The 17,399-nt window shown below is 69.6% G+C and carries 15 protein-coding genes; 13 read left to right on the forward strand and 2 right to left on the reverse strand.

Annotated elements, in window-relative coordinates:
- Window positions 1-4 precede the first annotated feature (4 nt).
- From lspA to V6R91_RS15930, 8 genes are all read left to right on the forward strand, one after another.
- Complete coding sequence (lspA, locus tag V6R91_RS15895) at window positions 5-580, forward strand: signal peptidase II (RefSeq protein WP_336396058.1); 576 nt, start codon at window positions 5-7, stop codon at window positions 578-580.
- Between the two features lies 1 nt (window position 581).
- On the forward strand, window positions 582-1,502 hold the full coding sequence (locus V6R91_RS15900) for an RluA family pseudouridine synthase (protein WP_219084549.1): 921 nt from the start codon (window positions 582-584) through the stop codon (window positions 1,500-1,502).
- Between the two features lie 36 nt (window positions 1,503-1,538).
- Entirely contained in the window at window positions 1,539-2,111 is a 573-nt protein-coding gene (locus V6R91_RS15905; protein WP_271062596.1) for a GNAT family N-acetyltransferase, read from the forward strand.
- A 173-nt stretch (window positions 2,112-2,284) separates the two neighbouring features.
- On the forward strand, window positions 2,285-5,803 hold the full coding sequence (gene dnaE / locus V6R91_RS15910) for a DNA polymerase III subunit alpha (protein ID WP_067244224.1): 3,519 nt from the start codon (window positions 2,285-2,287) through the stop codon (window positions 5,801-5,803).
- A 142-nt stretch (window positions 5,804-5,945) separates the two neighbouring features.
- The gene (locus tag V6R91_RS15915) at window positions 5,946-7,352 is read left to right on the forward strand and encodes a hypothetical protein (protein WP_336396059.1); all 1,407 of its coding nucleotides are present in this window, start codon (window positions 5,946-5,948) and stop codon (window positions 7,350-7,352) included.
- Between the two features lie 6 nt (window positions 7,353-7,358).
- The gene (gene hisD / locus V6R91_RS15920; protein WP_336396060.1) at window positions 7,359-8,687 is read left to right on the forward strand and encodes a histidinol dehydrogenase; all 1,329 of its coding nucleotides are present in this window, start codon (window positions 7,359-7,361) and stop codon (window positions 8,685-8,687) included.
- A gap of 11 nt (window positions 8,688-8,698) precedes the next feature.
- Window positions 8,699-9,175 (forward strand): transcriptional regulator NrdR, encoded by a 477-nt coding sequence (nrdR, locus tag V6R91_RS15925; protein WP_336396061.1) that lies wholly within the window; start codon window positions 8,699-8,701, stop codon window positions 9,173-9,175.
- Between the two features lie 10 nt (window positions 9,176-9,185).
- Window positions 9,186-10,205: a quinone-dependent dihydroorotate dehydrogenase gene (locus V6R91_RS15930; protein WP_271062857.1), complete on the forward strand. Its 1,020-nt coding sequence runs from the start codon at window positions 9,186-9,188 to the stop codon at window positions 10,203-10,205.
- Window positions 10,206-10,266: 61 nt separating this feature from the next.
- Here V6R91_RS15930 and V6R91_RS15935 read toward each other — a convergent pair whose 3' ends face one another.
- Window positions 10,267-10,833 carry a DUF3043 domain-containing protein gene (locus V6R91_RS15935; RefSeq protein WP_067244212.1) on the reverse strand — a complete coding sequence of 189 codons (567 nt, stop codon included), beginning with the start codon at window positions 10,831-10,833 and terminating at the stop codon, window positions 10,267-10,269.
- Between the two features lie 46 nt (window positions 10,834-10,879).
- Between V6R91_RS15935 and V6R91_RS15940 the strand changes: the two genes are divergently transcribed.
- From V6R91_RS15940 to V6R91_RS15960, 5 genes are all read left to right on the forward strand, one after another.
- Window positions 10,880-12,295 (forward strand): dipeptidase, encoded by a 1,416-nt coding sequence (locus V6R91_RS15940; RefSeq protein ID WP_336396062.1) that lies wholly within the window; start codon window positions 10,880-10,882, stop codon window positions 12,293-12,295.
- A 91-nt stretch (window positions 12,296-12,386) separates the two neighbouring features.
- A complete protein-coding gene (gene erpA / locus V6R91_RS15945; protein WP_067244207.1) occupies window positions 12,387-12,752 on the forward strand; it encodes an iron-sulfur cluster insertion protein ErpA in 366 nt (121 codons plus the stop codon).
- Between the two features lie 122 nt (window positions 12,753-12,874).
- A complete protein-coding gene (gene ctaC / locus V6R91_RS15950) occupies window positions 12,875-13,774 on the forward strand; it encodes an aa3-type cytochrome oxidase subunit II (RefSeq protein ID WP_067244205.1) in 900 nt (299 codons plus the stop codon).
- Between the two features lie 5 nt (window positions 13,775-13,779).
- Window positions 13,780-15,510 (forward strand): aa3-type cytochrome oxidase subunit I, encoded by a 1,731-nt coding sequence (ctaD, locus tag V6R91_RS15955; RefSeq protein WP_067244203.1) that lies wholly within the window; start codon window positions 13,780-13,782, stop codon window positions 15,508-15,510.
- 3 nt (window positions 15,511-15,513) lie between these two features.
- Window positions 15,514-15,948 (forward strand): cytochrome c oxidase subunit 4, encoded by a 435-nt coding sequence (locus V6R91_RS15960; protein ID WP_067244200.1) that lies wholly within the window; start codon window positions 15,514-15,516, stop codon window positions 15,946-15,948.
- A gap of 70 nt (window positions 15,949-16,018) precedes the next feature.
- On the opposite strand, the gene thrS is transcribed toward V6R91_RS15960, so the two are convergent.
- Window positions 16,019-17,227 carry a threonine--tRNA ligase gene (gene thrS, locus V6R91_RS15965; RefSeq protein WP_336396063.1) on the reverse strand — a complete coding sequence of 403 codons (1,209 nt, stop codon included), beginning with the start codon at window positions 17,225-17,227 and terminating at the stop codon, window positions 16,019-16,021.
- Window positions 17,228-17,399: the final 172 nt, after the last annotated feature.

Consider the following 17,399-nt stretch of genomic DNA (forward strand, 5'->3'; position numbering starts at 1 on the left):
CCTGTTGCCAGGGCGTCGACCTCTGCATCGTTCGGCGGCCGGCGCGATCGTCGCGATTCTCGCGGCGGTCGTGCTGGCCGCCGATCAGTTCGTGAAGTACCTCACGATCGAACACCTGCCGCTGCACCAGCCGGTCCCGGTCCTCGGCGAGTTCCTGCAGCTGTACTCCGTGCGCAACCCGGGCGCCGCGTTCTCCCTCGGCGAGAACGTCACCTGGATCTTCACGATCGCGCTCGCGGTGGTCGCGGGCGTCATCGTGTGGAAGGCGGTGGGGGTCCGCTCGCGGTTGTGGGCCGTGGTCCTCGGGGCGCTCCTGGGCGGAGTGCTCGGGAACCTGACGGACCGCCTCTTCCGAGAGCCGGGATTTCCCGTCGGCCACGTCGTGGACATGATCTCGATGCCGTGGATGATGCCGGCGATCTTCAACGTCGCTGACATCTTCATCGTCACGGGCATGATCTCCGTCGCCCTTCTCGTGGTGGTGGGCCTGCGTCTGGACGGCACGCGCGAACGGGATGCGGCGCCCGCCTCCTCCGCGGGCGAGTCGGCCGGTGACGGCCAGGACCGCGCGGACGTCTGACGTGGAGACCCGTTCCCTTCCGGTCCCGGACGGTCTCGACGGCGCCCGCGTCGACGCCGCGCTCGCGAAGATGCTGGGCTTCTCGCGGACCTTCGCCGCCGAGGTGGCCGAGGCGGGCGGGGTGTCCCAGGACGGTGCCGTGCTCGGCAAGTCCGACCGGCTGCGCGGAGGCGGGTGGCTCGATGTCTCCTGGCAGCCCCGCCAGGAACCGCGGATCGAGCCGATCGCCGTCCCGGAGCTCGGGATCGTCCACGACGACGACGAGATCGTCGTCGTCGACAAGCCCACCGGCGTCGCCGCGCATCCCTCGCTCGGATGGGAGGGGCCGACCGTGGTCGGAGCCCTCGCGGCCGCCGGCTTCCGCATCGCGACCAGCGGCGCACCGGAGCGGCAAGGGGTGGTGCACCGGCTGGACGTGGGGACGAGCGGGCTCATGGTCGTCGCCAAGACCGAGCGTGCGTACACCGCGCTCAAGCGCGCGTTCAAGGAGCGCACCGTCGAGAAGGTGTACCACGCGGTGGTGCAGGGACACCCGGATCCGCTCGTCGGGACCATCGACGCGCCCATCGGCAGACACCCGAACCACTCGTGGAAGTTCGCCGTCACCCCGGACGGCAAGCCTTCGGTCACGCACTACGAGACGCTCGAGGCCTTTCCCGGGGCGTCCCTGCTGGAGATCCACCTGGAGACCGGGCGAACGCATCAGATCAGGGTGCACATGGCGGCGCATCGCCACCCCTGTGTGGGGGATCCGCTCTACGGCGCCGACCCCACGCTGTCGGCCCGGCTCGGCCTCACCCGCCAGTGGCTGCACGCGCATCGACTCGGCTTCTCCCACCCGGGCTCGGGGGACTGGGTGGAGTTCGAGTCGCCATATCCCGCGGACTTCCGGCACGCGTTGGAGATCCTCCGCGGGGAATGACGCGCGGATGTCGGTGCGGGGCGCCAGACTGGGCCCATGACCATCGTCGTCCGGCCTGCGACCGTGTTCGAGGACGTCGCCACGCTCGTGGGGCCGAAGAACCCGGCTTCGAACGTGTGCTTCTGCCTGAGCTATCGGATCGGGAACAAGGAGAACGTCGCCCTGCGCGGAGCGGCGCGCGCCGACCGCGTCCGTGAACTGTGTCATCAGGACCCGCCTCCCGGCGTGATCGCCTACCGGGACGGCGAGCCGGTGGGCTGGGCGGCGCTGCATCCGCGACGGGACACGAGCTTCGCGCGCAATCGGCTCATCCCGCACGTCGACGACCTGGACGTCTGGGCGCTCTGGTGCTTCCGCGTCCGTCCCGGCCACCGCAAGCAGGGCGTCTCGCACGCCCTGATCGAAGGAGCCGTCGCCTACGCGCGAGAGCGCGGGGCCCCCGCCATCGAGGGGTATCCCGTCGACAACGCGGGGGAGAAGGTCAACCTGACCATGGCGTACGTGGGCACACGCGCCCTGTTCGAGTCGGCGGGATTCAAGAAGGCCGCGGAGACCCGTTCGGTGCTGGACGGCTTCCCTCGCGTGCTGATGCGCCTCGACCTCCGCTGATCCCGCGCGGTCCTGGCGTCGTCGCGGTCCTCGGGAACCCGCGCGAGCTCAGGCACACGCGCGAGTTCAGGCTGGTCAGCGCGATATTCGCCTGATCTCGTGCGAATGCCTGAACTCGCGCGGCCCGCTGACGCCGGCGCCGGGCGTCGGAGGCGGTCCGTAGACTCGAAGGCATGGCATCCGACTCCTTCGTCCACCTCCACGTGCACAGCGAGTATTCGATGCTGGACGGTGCCGCACGCATCGGGCCGCTCGTGCAGGAGGCGGTGAAACAGGGGATGCCCGCGGTGGCGGTGACCGACCACGGCAACACCTTCGCGGCGTTCGAGTTCTACAAGGCCGCGAAGGACGCCGGGGTCAAGCCCATCATCGGCATCGAGGCCTACGTCACGCCGGGCACGCACCGCAGCGACAAGAGCCGGGTGCGGTGGGGATCCCCCGAGCAGCAGCGCGATGACGTCTCCGGATCCGGCGCCTACACCCACATGACTCTCCTGTCCGAGACGACGGAGGGCATGCACAACCTCTTCCGGCTGTCCTCGACGGCGAGCATCGAGGGGTACTACTTCAAGCCCCGCATGGATCGGGAGATCCTGCAGAAGTACAGCAAGGGCCTGATCGCCACGACGGGGTGCCCGTCAGGGGAGATCCAGACCCGGCTCCGCCTCGGCCAGTACGACGCCGCCCGCGCGGCCGCCGCGGAGTTCCAGGACATCTTCGGCAAGGAGAACTACTTCGCCGAGATCATGGATCACGGGCTCGAGATCGAGCGCCGAGTCACCGGGGACCTCCTCAAGATCGCGAAGGACCTCGGCATCCCGCTGGTGGGGACCAACGATCTGCACTACACCCACCAGCACGACGCCAAGAGCCACGCGGCACTGCTGTGCGTGCAGTCGGGGTCGACCCTCGACGACCCGAACCGGTTCAAGTTCGACGGCGACGGCTACTACGTGAAGTCCGCTGCGGAGATGCGCCAGGTGTTCCGCGACCACCCGGTCGCCTGCGACAACACGCTGCTGATCGCCGAGCGCTGCGACGTCTCGTTCAACACCAGCGCCAACTTCATGCCGCGATTCCCCGTCCCGCAGGGCGAGACGGAGGAGAGCTGGTTCATCAAGGAAGTGGAGAAGGGGCTGCACTACCGCTACCCGAACGGCATCCCGGATGCGGTGCGCAAGCAGGCCGACTACGAGGTCGAGGTCATCTCGTCGATGGGCTTCCCCGGCTACTTCCTCGTCGTCGCCGACTTCATCAACTGGGCCAAGGACAACGGCGTGCGCGTCGGCCCGGGACGAGGTTCCGGAGCGGGATCGATGGCGGCCTACGCGATGCGGATCACCGACCTCGACCCGCTCGAGCACGGCCTCATCTTCGAGCGCTTCCTGAACCCGGACCGCGTCTCCATGCCCGACTTCGACGTCGACTTCGACGACCGTCGTCGCGGCGAGGTGATCCAGTACGTCACCGAGAAGTACGGCGACGAGCGCGTGGCCCAGATCGTCACCTACGGCACCATCAAGGCGAAGCAGGCCCTCAAGGACGCCGGGCGCGTGCTCGGGTTCCCGTTCAGCATGGGGGAGAAGCTCACCAAGGCGATGCCGCCGGCGGTGATGGGCAAGGACATGCCCCTGGACGGCATGTTCGACAAGGACCACCCGCGATACAAGGAGGCGTCGGAGTTCCGCACCGTCATCGAGACGGATCCCGAGGCCAAGACCGTCTTCGACACCGCACTGGGACTGGAGAACCTGAAGCGCCAGTGGGGCGTGCACGCCGCCGGCGTGATCATGTCCTCGCACCCGTTGATCGACATCATCCCGATCATGCGACGGGAGCAGGACGGACAGATCGTCACGCAGTTCGACTACCCGTCCTGCGAGTCCCTCGGGCTCATCAAGATGGACTTCCTCGGGCTGCGGAACCTGACGATCATCTCCGACGCCCTCGCGAACATCAAGATGAACCGCGACGAGGACCTCGTGCTGGAGGATCTGGCGCTGGACGACCGCGCCGCGTACGACCTGCTGGCCCGCGGCGACTCGCTCGGGGTCTTCCAGCTCGACGGCGGACCCATGCGATCCCTCATGCGTCTGATGAAGCCCGACAACTTCGGCGACATCTCGGCGCTGATCGCCCTGTATCGCCCGGGGCCGATGGGGGCGAACTCGCACACGAACTACGCGCTGCGCAAGAACGGCCTGCAGGAGATCACGCCGATCCACCCGGAGTTCACCGAGTCGCTGGCCGACATCCTCGAGGAGTCCTACGGCCTGATCATCTACCAGGAGCAGGTGATGGCGATCGCCCAGCGGGTGGCCGGCTTCTCCCTGGGCCAAGCGGACATCCTGCGGCGTGCGATGGGCAAGAAGAAGAAGTCCGAGCTGGACAAGCAGTACGAGGGGTTCCACGCGGGCATGCGGGCCAACGGCTACTCCGACGGCGCGGTCCAGGCGCTCTGGGAGATCCTGCTGCCGTTCTCCGACTACGCGTTCAACAAAGCGCATTCGGCCGCCTACGGCGTGATCTCGTACTGGACCGCCTACCTCAAGGCGCACTACCCCGCCGAGTACATGGCGGCGCTGCTCACGAGCGTCGGCGACTCCAAGGACAAGATGGCGCTGTACCTCAACGAGTGCCGACGGATGGGGATCAAGGTCCTCCCGCCGGACGTGCGCGAGTCGATCAACTTCTTCGCGGCCGTCGGGGAGGACATCCGCTTCGGTCTCGGCGCCGTCCGCAACGTCGGCAGCAACGTCGTGGACGGGATCGTGCAGGCGAGGGAGAAGGAGAACTTCACCTCCTTCCACGACTTCCTCAAGAAGGTCCCGATGCACGTCTCGAACAAGCGGACCATCGAGTCGCTGATCAAGGCGGGTGCCTTCGACTCGATGGGGGACACGCGCCGCGCGCTGGTGGAGATCCACGAGGACGCGGTGGAGGCCGCCGTCGGCCAGAAGCGCAACGAGGCCCAGGGGGCGATCGGCTTCGACTTCGACAGCCTCTACGACGACCTGGAGGAGGCGGCTCCGGCGAAGGTTCCCGAGCGCCCGGAATGGACGAAGAAGGACAAGCTCGCCTTCGAGCGCGAGATGCTGGGGCTGTATGTCTCCGACCATCCGCTCGCGGGCCTGGAGGTGCCGCTGGCGAAGCACGCGTCCATCGCGATCAACAGCCTGCTGGAGTCGGAGGACCTGCAGGACGGCGACCAGGTGACCATCGCGGGTCTCATCACGAGCGTCCAGCATCGCGTCGCGAAGGCCAGCGGAAACCCCTACGGGATGATCACGGTCGAGGACTTCCACGGCGAGATCACCGTCATGTTCATGGGCAAGACCTATCTCGAGTTCCAGGGCATGCTGCAGTCGGACGCCATCATCGCGGTCCGAGGGCGGGTGTCGCGGCGAGACGACGGGATGAACCTGCACGCCCAGGCGGCGTTCACGCCGGACGTCGGCTCCTTCGACGCGGCAGGACCGCTGACGCTCGTGGTCCCCGAGCAGCGGGCGACGGAACGGGTGATCGAGGACCTCGCGGACGTCCTGCGCCGCCACGCGGGGGAGACCGAGGTCATGCTGACCATGCACCGGGGAGGGCGGGCGAAGGTCTTCGAGGTCCCGATGCCGGTCTCGGTCACGGCCGACCTGTTCGGGGACCTCAAGTCGCTCCTCGGTCCGCAGTGCCTGGGGTGACACCGTTCGGAGCCGGGGGCGACGCGCACCACGTCGCCCCCGTCACGTGCACGTTCCGCTCAGGGACGATCCGCGGCGCGCGGGTAGGATCTGTTCGCGTCGGAGACGCCGGGCACGGCCGCTCTCACGCGAAAGGACCCTCATGACGAACGAGAATCCCTCCGTCCCCTCGGCGCCTGAGGACGACGCGAACGACGACGCGCTGTCCACGCCCGACGGGCCGTCCGCCGCCGCGCCGGTGGCGGAGACGGCCCGCGTCACCGACGACGGGGAGCCCGCGGCCACGTCGCGAACGACCGACCCGGCGGATGCCGTCCCGGTCGTGGAGGGCATCGACGCGACCCCCGAGGCCGACGTCATCGTCGAGGCCGCGCCGCAGGAGGGCATCCTGGGCTTCACCCTGCGCGAGCTCCTGATCGTCGGCGCGTGGCTGGTCGGTTTCGTGCTGTCGTTCGTGCCGGCCTTCGGCTTCCCGTTCGCCGACGGCGTGTCGTTGTGGGGCCCCGACCTGCAATGGCTGCTCCCGATGGGCGTCCCCACCGTGGCCACCTTCCTGATCGTGCTGCGCCGGTTCTCGCCGGAGGGCATCCGTCGGGTGGGGTCCCTGGGGATCGACCAGTTCGCCTCGGTGGCGTTCTCGGTCGCCGCCGTCAGCTGGGCCGCGCTGCTGTGGCAGCAGATCCGTCTGTCGTTCGCCACGGCGAACCCGGGCGCCGGGAGCTGGGCCGTCTGGCTGGAGCTCCTCCTCTCGCTCGGACTCGTGGTCCTCACCGTGTTCGCCCCGCTCGTCCCGCGCCTGCGCGACGACTTCGAGGGGCGTCAGGAGACGCTCGCGCACCGCAACGCCAACCCGGTGCGCCCGGTGATCGCGCGTCCGCGCCCGATCCCGCAGCCGGACTCGGCCCCCGCACCCGCTGCCGAGGAGGCAGCGGCCCGGACGGACGACCCGGCGACAGGCCCGACCGACGCCCCGCCGCAGTTCTCCTCCCGTGCGCACGCCGCCGGTGCCGAGCCCGGCACCACCTCCGTCGACCCCGCCGGCGACGCCTACGCTCCCGCCTACGCGCGCCGTTCCGCGGTGGAGGACGACGCCGTCGACACGCGGGACCGCGCCGATGCGCGCCGGCACGAGACCGGCACCGGCACGGACGCCGTCACGGACACGGACGCCGCGCAGCCCGCCGAGGAGCGCGACGAGGTCATGCCCGACGCCCTCACCGAGGTGTTCGCTCCGCTGGTGGAGACGGACACGGATCTGCGTCTCTCGGGTGAGCAGCCCGGCCCCGTGCCGGAGGACGACGACGTCGAGGACACGCGGACGCGTGCGGTCGCGACGGTCGACGAGCCGGCGGCGTCCGTCGCACAGCCTTTCTGGGCGCTGGCGCCGGAGCGGCGACCGGTGCACGATGAGCGGGGATCCGTCATCTTCGAGATCGGGCCCGACGCGTGGATCCTCGTCCTCGAGGACCGCGGCGGCGCCTATGTGGTCCGCCACGACGACGGGCGGGTGGGCTACCTGCACGACACGACCGACATGACCCGAGGCTGAGGACGCATGCAGACGATCGACCTGAGGGGACGCACCCTCACCACCGCCGAGATGCTCGCGGCGGTCCCTCGCGCCACCGCGGCGCGCGCCGAGGCCCTGGCGACCGCGGCCGCCCTCGTCGAGGACGTGCGCGTGCGCGGCGAGAGCGCGCTGCGCGAGCAGGCCGAGCGCTTCGACCGCGTCGTCGATCACGCCATCCGGGTGCCGAAGCAGCACATCGACGACGCCGTGGCCGCGCTGGAGCCGAGGATCCGCTCCGCGATCGAGGAGTCGATCCGTCGGGTGCGTGCGGCCTCCGAGGCACAGGTGCCGGCTCCCGCGGTCACCGAGCTGGGAGCGGGCGCACGGATCCGCCAACGGTGGCAGCCGGTCGGCCGCGTCGGGGTGTACATCCCCGGCGGCAAGGCCGTCTACCCCTCCAGCGTGATCATGAACGTCGTCCCGGCACAGGTGGCGGGCGTCTCCGAGATCGCGCTCGCCTCGCCGGCGCAGGCGGACCAGGATGGCCGGGTGCACCCGACGATCCTCGCCGCGGCGGGTCTGCTCGGCGTCGATGAGGTCTACGCCATGGGCGGCGCGGGAGCGATCGGCGCGTTCGCCTACGGCGTGGACGCGCTCGGCCTCGACCCGGTCGACGTGCTCTCCGGTCCCGGCAACAACTTCGTCGCCTCCGCCAAGCGGGCCGTGGCCGGCGTCGTCGGAACCGACGCGGAGGCGGGCGCGACGGAGATCCTGATCGTGGCCGACGAGACGGCGGACCCGCTCCTGGTGGCGGCCGACCTCGTCAGCCAGGCCGAGCACGACGAACAGGCGTCGGCCGTGCTCGTGACCGATTCGGCCGAGCTCGCCGCCCGTGTCGCCGAGCGGGTGGAGCAGCTCGCGGCGTCCACCCGTCACGCGGATCGGGTCGCCGCCGCGCTGTCCGGGCCGCAGTCCGCCCTCGTGCTCGTGGACGGACGCGAGGCCGCTGTGGCCTTCAGCAACGCGTACGCGCCTGAGCACCTCGAGCTGCACCTCGCCGATGCGGCCGAGGCGGCAGCGTCGTTCACGAGCGCCGGAGCCGTGTTCGTCGGCGAGGACAGCCCGGTGAGCCTGGGCGACTACCTCGCGGGCAGCAACCACGTCCTGCCGACCGGCGGACAGGCGCGCTATGCGCCAGGCCTCGGGGCCTACACGTTCCTGCGTCCGCAGCAGGTGATCGAGTACGACCGCGCGGCTCTGTCGGAGGTCCGCGAGGCGATCGTCGCCCTGGCGGACACCGAGGTCCTTCCCGCGCACGGCGAGGCCATCGAGGCACGGTTCGTCGGTGCGCCGGTGGTCACGGCGGAGGCGTAGTCTTACTCACCATGCACTGCCCCTTCTGCCGTCACCCCGATTCGCGCGTGATCGACTCCCGCACGAGCGATGACGGTCTCTCGATCCGCCGCCGTCGTCAGTGCCCCGAATGCGGGGGGCGTTTCTCGACCACGGAGACGGCGAGCCTCAACGTCATCAAGCGTTCCGGCGTCATGGAGCCGTTCAGCCGCGAGAAGGTGATCTCGGGCGTCCGGAAGGCGTGCCAGGGCCGCCCCGTGACGGAGGCGGATCTCGCCATCCTCGCTCAGCGCGTGGAGGAGGCGGTCCGTCAGACCGGTGTCTCGCAGCTGGACACGAACGAGATCGGGCTCGCGATCCTCGGGCCGCTGCGCGCTCTCGATGAGGTCGCCTACCTCCGGTTCGCGAGCGTCTATCAGGCGTTCGACTCGCTGGAGGACTTCGAGTCCGCGATCGCTGATCTCCGTGCCGACCACGCCTCGTCCGAGCCGGAGCCCGCCGACCGGTAGCCTGGCAGGGATGTACGCGCTCCTCTTCCGCCACGTCCTGTCGCGACTGGATCCCGAGTTCGCCCACCACGCGGCGATGCTCGTCATCCGCATCCTGGGGGTGCCGCCGTTCTCGTGGGTCGCCCGAGCGCTGACCCGCTCGCCCGAGGGCGACAGGGTGACCGCGCTCGGCCTCACGTTCCCGACGCCGTTCGGCGTCGCGGCCGGGTTCGACAAGAACGCCGTCGGCGTCCGCGGGCTGGACGCCCTCGGGTTCGGGCATGTCGAGGTGGGCACGATCACGGCGCTCGCGCAGCCGGGAAACCCCAAGCCCCGGCTGTTCCGGCTCGTGCCCGACCGCGCGGTGATCAACCGCATGGGGTTCAACAACGCGGGAGCGGAGGCGGTGGAGCCGCGTCTGCGCCGGCTGCGGCGACGTCATCCGCGCGCGGTCGTCGGCGTCAACATCGGCAAGAGCCGAGTGGTCGCCGTGGAGGATGCGATCGCCGACTACGTCTCCTCGGCGACGCGCCTGGCGCCGCTGGCGGACTATCTCGCGATCAACGTCTCCTCGCCGAACACCCCGGGGCTGCGCGGCCTGCAGGCGGTCGAGACGCTCGCGCCCCTGCTCCGCGAGGTGAAGGCGGCCGCGGGGGCCACGCCGTTGCTGGTGAAGATCGCGCCGGACCTGCCGGACGACGAGGTCGAGGCGATCGCCCGCCTCGCCGTCGCCGAGGGACTCGACGGGATCATCGCGACGAACACGACGATCGGGCGGGAGGGCCTGCGCACCGCCGCCGGCGTGGTGGAGGCCGCCGGCGCCGGTGGGCTGTCGGGTGCGCCCCTGCGCGCGCGGTCGCTCGAGGTGCTGCGCATCGTGCGCGCGGCGGTCCCGGAGGACTTCTGCGTGATCTCGGTCGGGGGAGTGGAGACGGGCGCCGACGTCCGCGAGCGACTGGACGCCGGCGCGACCCTGGTCCAGGGGTACACGGCCTTCCTCTACCGCGGGCCGCTCTGGGCGCGTCAGATCTCCCGCGGCCTTCCGCGCTGAGCCCGACGACGAGACCCCTCGTCCTCCGCGGAGAACGAGGGGTCTCGTCGTCGGGGGCGCGTCAGACCGGGTACTGACCGCGCTTGACCTGGGGCTTCGGCAAGCGCATGAAGCGCATCTGCAGGGAGCGCATGGCCGCGTACCAGCCGAGGCCCTTCTCGCGGCGATCCTCGCCGAACTTCGCCGCGGCCTTGCGCTTGATCCGGACGCTGAGGATCACCATGTCCGCGATCGCGAGGATGATGTAGCCCCACAGCACCACGAACGCCCAGTAGGCCACGGCCATGTTCGGGATGAGCGAGGCGATGATCACGAGCACCATCAGCGCCATCACGAACTCGCTGAGATGCCAGCCGGCGTCGACGTAGTCGCGGACCCAGCGGCGCTGCGGACCCTTGTCCCGGGCGGGGAGGTACTTGTCCTCGCCGTTCGCCATCCCGATGCGGGCCCGCTCGCGGCGCTCCTGCAGCTCGGCCTTGGCCTTGGCCCGCGCCTCCTTGGTGTCCGCCACGAGCGGTCGGCGGCGCGCAGCCTCCTGCTCGGCGCGGCTCGGCGTGGGCCGGCCCTTGCCGACCGTGGGCGCTGCGGACTCGTCGTTCGAAGCGGGGCTTGCGGGGGTATCGGCCACGAAGGCTCCTGACGTGCGTGGAAGGGGTCGCCTTAAGATTACTCGCATGACTTCTCCCTCACCTTCGGTCACCGCGTCCGCCGACCTCGAGGCGGCCCTGCGCGAGTCCGTCGCCGGCGCCGTCCCCTCCGCTCTCGCAGATCTCGGCGACCTCGTGCGCATTCCCGGCATCGCCTGGCCCGCGTTCGACCAGGAGCAGCTCGTGCGCAGCGCGGACGCCGTGGCGGCCCTGGCGACCGACACCGGGGTATTCGACAGCGTGCGCGTGCTGCGCGCCGCGATCCCCGGGACGGATGAGCTCGGCCAGCCCGCCGTCCTGGCCACGCGCGCCGCGCGCAACGGCCGGCCGACGATCCTGCTGTACGCCCATCACGACGTGCAGCCCCCCGGAGACGACGCGCTGTGGGAGACCCCGCCGTTCGAGCCGACGGTCCGCGACGGGCGCCTCTACGGCCGCGGCGCGGCGGACGACAAGGCCGGCATCATGACCCACATCGCCGCCCTGCGCGCGGTCGCCGAGACGCTCGGCGACGATCTGGACCTCGGTATCGCCCTCTTCGTGGAGGGGGAGGAGGAGTACGGATCGCGCTCCTTCGCGCAGTTCCTCCGCGACAACGAGGACGCGCTGCGGGCCGATGCGATCGTGGTGGCGGACTCCGGAAACTGGGACTCGGAGACCCCGGGCCTGACGGTCTCCCTCCGCGGTGCGGCGCGGTTCACGATGACGGTGCGCACGCTGGACCACTCCTCGCACTCCGGGATGTTCGGGGGCGCCGTGCCGGACGCGATGATGGCCACCGTGCGCCTCCTCGACACGCTGTGGGACGAGAACGGCTCCGTCGCGGTCGAAGGGCTCCGCGTGCGGGACGCGGAGACGCCCGAGTACGGGGAGGACACGCTTCGCGCCGAGACCGGACTGCTCCCCGGGGTGAGCCCGATCGGCGAGGGGACGATCCTCGGCCGGATCTGGAACAAGCCGTCCGTGACGATCATCGGGATCGACGCCACCTCGGTCGAAGAGGCGTCGAACACGTTGGCCGCGCAGACCCGCGTCGTCCTGAGCTGCCGGGTCGCCCCGGGCCAGTCCGCGACGGAGGCGTACGAGGCGCTGACGGCGCATCTGCGCGCGCATGCGCCGTTCGGTGCGCAGCTGGAGTTCTCCGACGAGGACCTCGGGAACCCCTTCCTCGTGGACACGGCGGGATGGGCGGTGGGCCTCGCCCGTGCGGCGATGGCCGACGGATACGGCAAGGATCCGGTCGACGTCGGCATCGGCGGGTCGATCCCCTTCATCGCCGACCTCGTCGAGACGTTCCCCGCCGCACAGATCCTCGTGACCGGGGTGGAGGACCCGCACTCGCGTGCGCACAGCCCGAACGAGTCGCTGCACCTGGACACGTTCCGCCACTCGATCGCCACCGAGGCGCTGCTGCTGGCGCGGATGAACGAGATCCAGCAGTGAGCCCTGCCGCCGGCTCCGCCCCGGGCGGCGGGGCCGGCGGTAGAATTCGGGGGAGAGCCCGTGCCCTGCCAGGGCCTTCCGAAGGAGCGACATGAGCGACACCACCCTGACGACCCCGGAGACCACCCACGCCCACGGCGTGAGCCTCACCGACGCCGCTGCGCAGAAGGTGAAGAGCCTGCTGGAACAGGAAGGCCGTGACGACCTGCGTCTGCGGGTGGCGGTCCAGCCCGGCGGCTGCTCCGGTCTCATCTACCAGCTCTACTTCGACGAGCGCTATCTCGAGGGCGACGAGACCGTCGACTTCGACGGCGTCGAGGTCATCGTCGACAACATGAGCGTGCCGTACCTCGACGGCGCGTCGATCGACTTCAAGGACACGATCTCGGAGCAGGGGTTCACGATCGACAACCCCAACGCGCAGGGTTCCTGCGCCTGCGGCGACAGCTTCCACTGACCCCTCGGCAACCACCCGGAAACGCCGTCACGACCTCGCTGAACCTGCGTGGTTGGCATGAATCGGGTGTGAGGTTGCCCTAGACTTGGGTACGCCCCTGTCCGAGATCTGAAAGGTGCACCGTGCCTTCGAAACGCCGCCTTCGTTGGGCTGCGCTCCCTCTGGGAGTCGCGGCAGCTGTGGCCCTGGCGGGATGCTCTCCCACCGAGCTCCACGGCTTCCTCCCGGGCTTCGTCGAGGATGGCACTCCTGCCACCAACCACACGGACCGCGTCGCCGCCCTCTGGGTGAACTCCTGGATCGTCCTGCTCGCCGTCGGCGTGATCACGTGGGGCCTGATGGCCTGGGCCGCGATCGCGTACCGCCGTCGCAAGGGCCAGACCGGCCTGCCGGTGCAGCTGCGCTACAACATGCCGATCGAGATCTTCTACACGATCGTGCCGCTGATCCTCGTGGCCGGCATGTTCGCCTTCACCGCGCGTGACCAGACGATCATCGAGACCCAGTACGAGGACCCGGACGTCTCGATCACCGCGATCGGCAAGCAGTGGTCCTGGGACTTCCAGTACGACGGCGAGGACGAGGACAACTCGGACGCCGTCTGGAGCATGGGGATCCAGGCGCAGCCGGACAAGGACGGCAACGTCGACCAGGAGGCCCTGCCGACGCTGTACCTGCCGGTGGACCAGAAGGTCCGCATCGAGCTGCAGTCCCGCGACGTCATCCACTCGTTCTGGATCATCGACTTCCTGTACAAGAAGGACATGTACGTCGGCAAGGACAACTCCTGGTCCTTCACCCCGACGCGCATCGGCGAGTACCAGGGCAAGTGCGCCGAGCTCTGCGGCGAGTACCACTCGATGATGCTCTTCAACGTCAAGGTGGTCAGCCAGGCCGACTACGACGCCTACCTCGAGACGCTGCGCGACGAGGGCAACACCGGCGACATCACCGACGCATACGACCGGCTCGCGAACCTTCCGGGCACGGGCGCGCCGACCTCCGAGGAAGAAGGGAAGTAACCAGGATGACCTCCACTCTCCCGGGAACCTCCGAAGCGGGCGCACGCCCGACGACGATCCCGCCGCGTCAGGCGGCGCTGCTCACCACCACCCGCGTGGAGCAGAAGGGCAACATCGTCGTCAAGTGGCTGACGTCGACGGACCACAAGACCATCGGGTACATGTACCTGATCGCCTCGGTGCTGTTCTTCCTCCTGGGCGGCGTGATGGCGCTGATCATCCGTGCGGAGCTGTTCGCTCCCGGGATGCAGATCATCCCGACCAAGGAGCAGTACAACCAGCTGTTCACGATGCACGGCACGATCATGCTGCTGATGTTCGCGACGCCGCTGTTCGCGGGCTTCGCGAACGCGATCCTGCCGCTGCAGCTGGGCGCGCCGGACGTCGCCTTCCCGCGTCTGAACGCGTTCGCCTTCTGGATCTTCCTGTTCGGCTCGACGATCGCGGTCGCCGGCTTCCTGACCCCGCAGGGTGCGGCCTCCTTTGGGTGGTTCGCCTACCAGCCGCTCGCGAACGCCTCGTTCTCTCCGGGCGCCGGAGGCAACCTCTGGATGCTGGGCCTGGGTCTGTCCGGTTTCGGCACGATCCTCGGCGCGGTGAACTTCATCACCACCGTGATCACGATGCGCGCTCCCGGAATGACCATGTGGCGCATGCCGATCTTCTCCTGGAACACGCTCATCACGAGCCTGCTGATCCTGATGGCGTTCCCGGTGCTCGCCGCGGCGATGCTCGCGGCGGCGGCCGACCGCGTCCTCGGCGCGCACATCTACGACCCGGCCAACGGCGGCGTCCTGCTGTGGCAGCACCTGTTCTGGTTCTTCGGCCACCCCGAGGTGTACATCATCGCGCTGCCGTTCTTCGGCATCGTGTCCGAGATCTTCCCGGTCTTCAGCCGGAAGCCGATCTTCGGGTACAAGACCCTGGTCTACGCGACGATTGCCATCGCGGCGCTGTCCGTGGCCGTGTGGGCGCACCACATGTACGTCACCGGATCGGTCCTGCTGCCGTTCTTCGCCCTCATGACGATGCTCATCGCCGTGCCGACGGGTGTGAAGATCTTCAACTGGATCGGCACGATGTGGCGCGGCTCCGTGACCTTCGAGACGCCGATGGTGTTCGCCCTCGGCTTCCTGGTCTCGTTCGTCTTCGGCGGTCTGACCGGCGTCATCCTCGCCTCGCCGCCGCTGGACTTCTTCCTGTCCGACTCGTACTTCGTCGTCGCGCACTTCCACTACGTCGTGTTCGGCACGGTCGTGTTCGCGATGTTCGCGGGCTTCTACTTCTGGTGGCCCAAGTGGACGGGACGGATGCTCAACGAGCGCCTCGGCTACGTGCACTTCTGGATGCTGTTCATCGGCTTCCACATGACGTTCCTCATCCAGCACTGGCTGGGCGTGGACGGCATGCCTCGCCGGTACGCGGACTACTCCTCGTTCGACAACTGGACGTGGGGCAACCAGGTCTCCACGATCGGTGCGATCATCCTCGGCGCCTCGATGCTGCCGTTCTTCCTGAACGTCTGGATCACGGCCCGCAAGGCGCCGAAGGTCACCGTGAACGACCCGTGGGGCTACGGCGCCTCCCTCGAGTGGGCGACCTCCTGCCCGCCGCCGCGGCACAACTTCACGTCGATCCCGCGCATCCGCAGCGAGCGTCCTGCGTTCGACCTCAACCACCCCGAGGCCGCGGAGCACCCGGTCGCGGCGGGCGTCGCCGAAGGAGAGGCCAAGTAAGCCATGCGCGACAACGTCATCCTGTGGTGGATCCTGACCGCGTTCTTCGCCCTCGTCGGGGTCGTCTACACCGGCTGGAACATCCTCGCTCACCCGGACCGTGAGCTCGTCACGGCGATCGAGTGGGTCGGGACCGTGGCCCTGTTCTTCACCGCGTTCATGTCCGCCATGATCGCCTTCTACCTGGACCGCACGCACCGCGCGCAGGGCGGCCAGCTCCCCGAGGACATCCTCACCGCCGACATCGACGACGGGGACCCGGAGCTCGGCGAGTTCAGCCCGTGGTCGTGGTGGCCCATCGTGCTCGCAGGCTCCGCGGCCCTCGGCATGATCGGCCTGGCCGTGGGACAGTTCCTGTTCCCGATCTCCATCGCGATCTTCGTCGTGGCGATCGTCGGCTGGGTCTACGAGTACTACCGCGGGAACTTCGCCCGCTGAGCGGGAGAGGGCCTCGAGATCGGGCCCCGGGACCATCGGTCCCGGGGCCCGATCTCGCCGTGCGGCGGAACTAGACCAGGAAGACCGATGAGCGTCGGCGGATCTCCTCCTGCATCCCGGTGATGAGGTCATCGACCGCGACGGCCTTCCCGTTCACGCTGAGGAGGTCCTCGGCGGCCTCGCGGTCGCCCAGGACCGCCACGCGGGGCACGCGGCGTTCCTGCAGGCCGCGCACGCGCGAGCCGAGGGAGCCGCGGCGCGCGACCTCGACGCGGATCCCGGCCGCGCGGAAGCGCTCGGCCACGGCGTCCGCCTGGGTCCCGTGCCGATCGACGCGGACGGGCGCGAGCGCGAGCGGCACGGGCGCGAGCCAGGTCGGGAAGCGCCCCTCGTAGCGCTCGATCAGCAGCGCGACGAGCCTCTCCATCGATCCGATGAGTCCGCGATGCACCATGACCGGACGCGCGACGCGTCCGTGCGCGTCGGTGTAGCGGAGATCGAATCGTGCGGGCAGCACGCGATCGACCTGGACGGTCGAGAGGGTCAGCTCCCGCCCGGCGGCATCGATCACCTGGACGTCGATCTTGGGCCCGTAGAAGGCCGCCTCCCCATCGGCTCGGCGATGCGGCAGCCCCCGCCGGTCGAGAGCGTCCAGGAGGTCCTGCTCGGACGCTCGCCAGTCCTCGTCGGATCCCGCGTACGCCGACGCCTCTCGCAGGTCGCGTCCGGAGAGGCGGATGTACGAGATCTCGATGTCGAGGACGTCGTAGGCCCGGAGGATCGCGTCGACCGCGGTGACGACTTCCTCCACGACCTGGTCGGGCCGACAGAAGACGTGCGCATCGTCCAGGCTGATCTGCCGGACGCGGCTCAGACCGCCGAGGACGCCGGTGAGCTCGCTGCGGAACATCGCCGCCGACTCGGTGAGGCGGACGGGGAGGTCCCGCCAGCTGTGCGGTTCGGCCGCGTAGACCTGGACGTGGCTCGGGCAGTTCGCCGGCCGGAGGACGAACTCGTCTCCGCCGACGCGCATTGCGGGGAACATGTCGGCGGCGAACTTGTCCCAGTGGCCGCTCCGCTCGAACAGGGAGCGCCGTGCGAGCACGGGGGTGTAGACACGTCGGCACCCGGTCTCCTGGGCGATCTCGGCGGCGAACTGCTCCAGGGAGGCGCGGACGGCCGCGCCGTGCGGGAGCCACAGGGGGAGACCGGCGCCGATGTCGGCGCTGGTCTCGAAGAGGCCGAGTCTTCGGCCGAGTACGCGGTGATCGTTGTCCATCTGTCCTTCTCCAGGGTGAGTGCGCGGAGAGGACACCGGAGACGACGAAGCCCGGGGTGTCTCCCCGGGCTGTGCGTCATGCGTGGAGTCGCTAGAGGTCGCGCCGGAGAGGAACCGGCGTCGTCGTGACCCGCAGCATTCGCATGCGCCGACGATAGCACGTCAGGCGATC

It is taken from the genome of Microbacterium sp. CCNWLW41, assembly GCF_037083505.1.

What these genes read in the sequence shown, in the direction of transcription:
- V6R91_RS15905 (WP_271062596.1), top strand. Translation starts at nt 1,539, where the DNA reads ATGACCATCGTCGTCCGGCCTGCGACCGTGTTCGAGGACGTCGCCACG.
- dnaE (WP_067244224.1), top strand. Translation starts at nt 2,285, where the DNA reads ATGGCATCCGACTCCTTCGTCCACCTCCACGTGCACAGCGAGTATTCG.
- V6R91_RS15915 (WP_336396059.1), top strand. Translation starts at nt 5,946, where the DNA reads ATGACGAACGAGAATCCCTCCGTCCCCTCGGCGCCTGAGGACGACGCG.
- hisD (WP_336396060.1), top strand. Translation starts at nt 7,359, where the DNA reads ATGCAGACGATCGACCTGAGGGGACGCACCCTCACCACCGCCGAGATG.
- nrdR (WP_336396061.1), top strand. Translation starts at nt 8,699, where the DNA reads ATGCACTGCCCCTTCTGCCGTCACCCCGATTCGCGCGTGATCGACTCC.
- V6R91_RS15930 (WP_271062857.1), top strand. Translation starts at nt 9,186, where the DNA reads ATGTACGCGCTCCTCTTCCGCCACGTCCTGTCGCGACTGGATCCCGAG.
- V6R91_RS15940 (WP_336396062.1), top strand. Translation starts at nt 10,880, where the DNA reads ATGACTTCTCCCTCACCTTCGGTCACCGCGTCCGCCGACCTCGAGGCG.
- erpA (WP_067244207.1), top strand. Translation starts at nt 12,387, where the DNA reads ATGAGCGACACCACCCTGACGACCCCGGAGACCACCCACGCCCACGGC.
- ctaD (WP_067244203.1), top strand. Translation starts at nt 13,780, where the DNA reads ATGACCTCCACTCTCCCGGGAACCTCCGAAGCGGGCGCACGCCCGACG.
- V6R91_RS15960 (WP_067244200.1), top strand. Translation starts at nt 15,514, where the DNA reads ATGCGCGACAACGTCATCCTGTGGTGGATCCTGACCGCGTTCTTCGCC.
- thrS (WP_336396063.1), bottom strand. Translation starts at nt 17,227, where the DNA reads ATGGACAACGATCACCGCGTACTCGGCCGAAGACTCGGCCTCTTCGAG.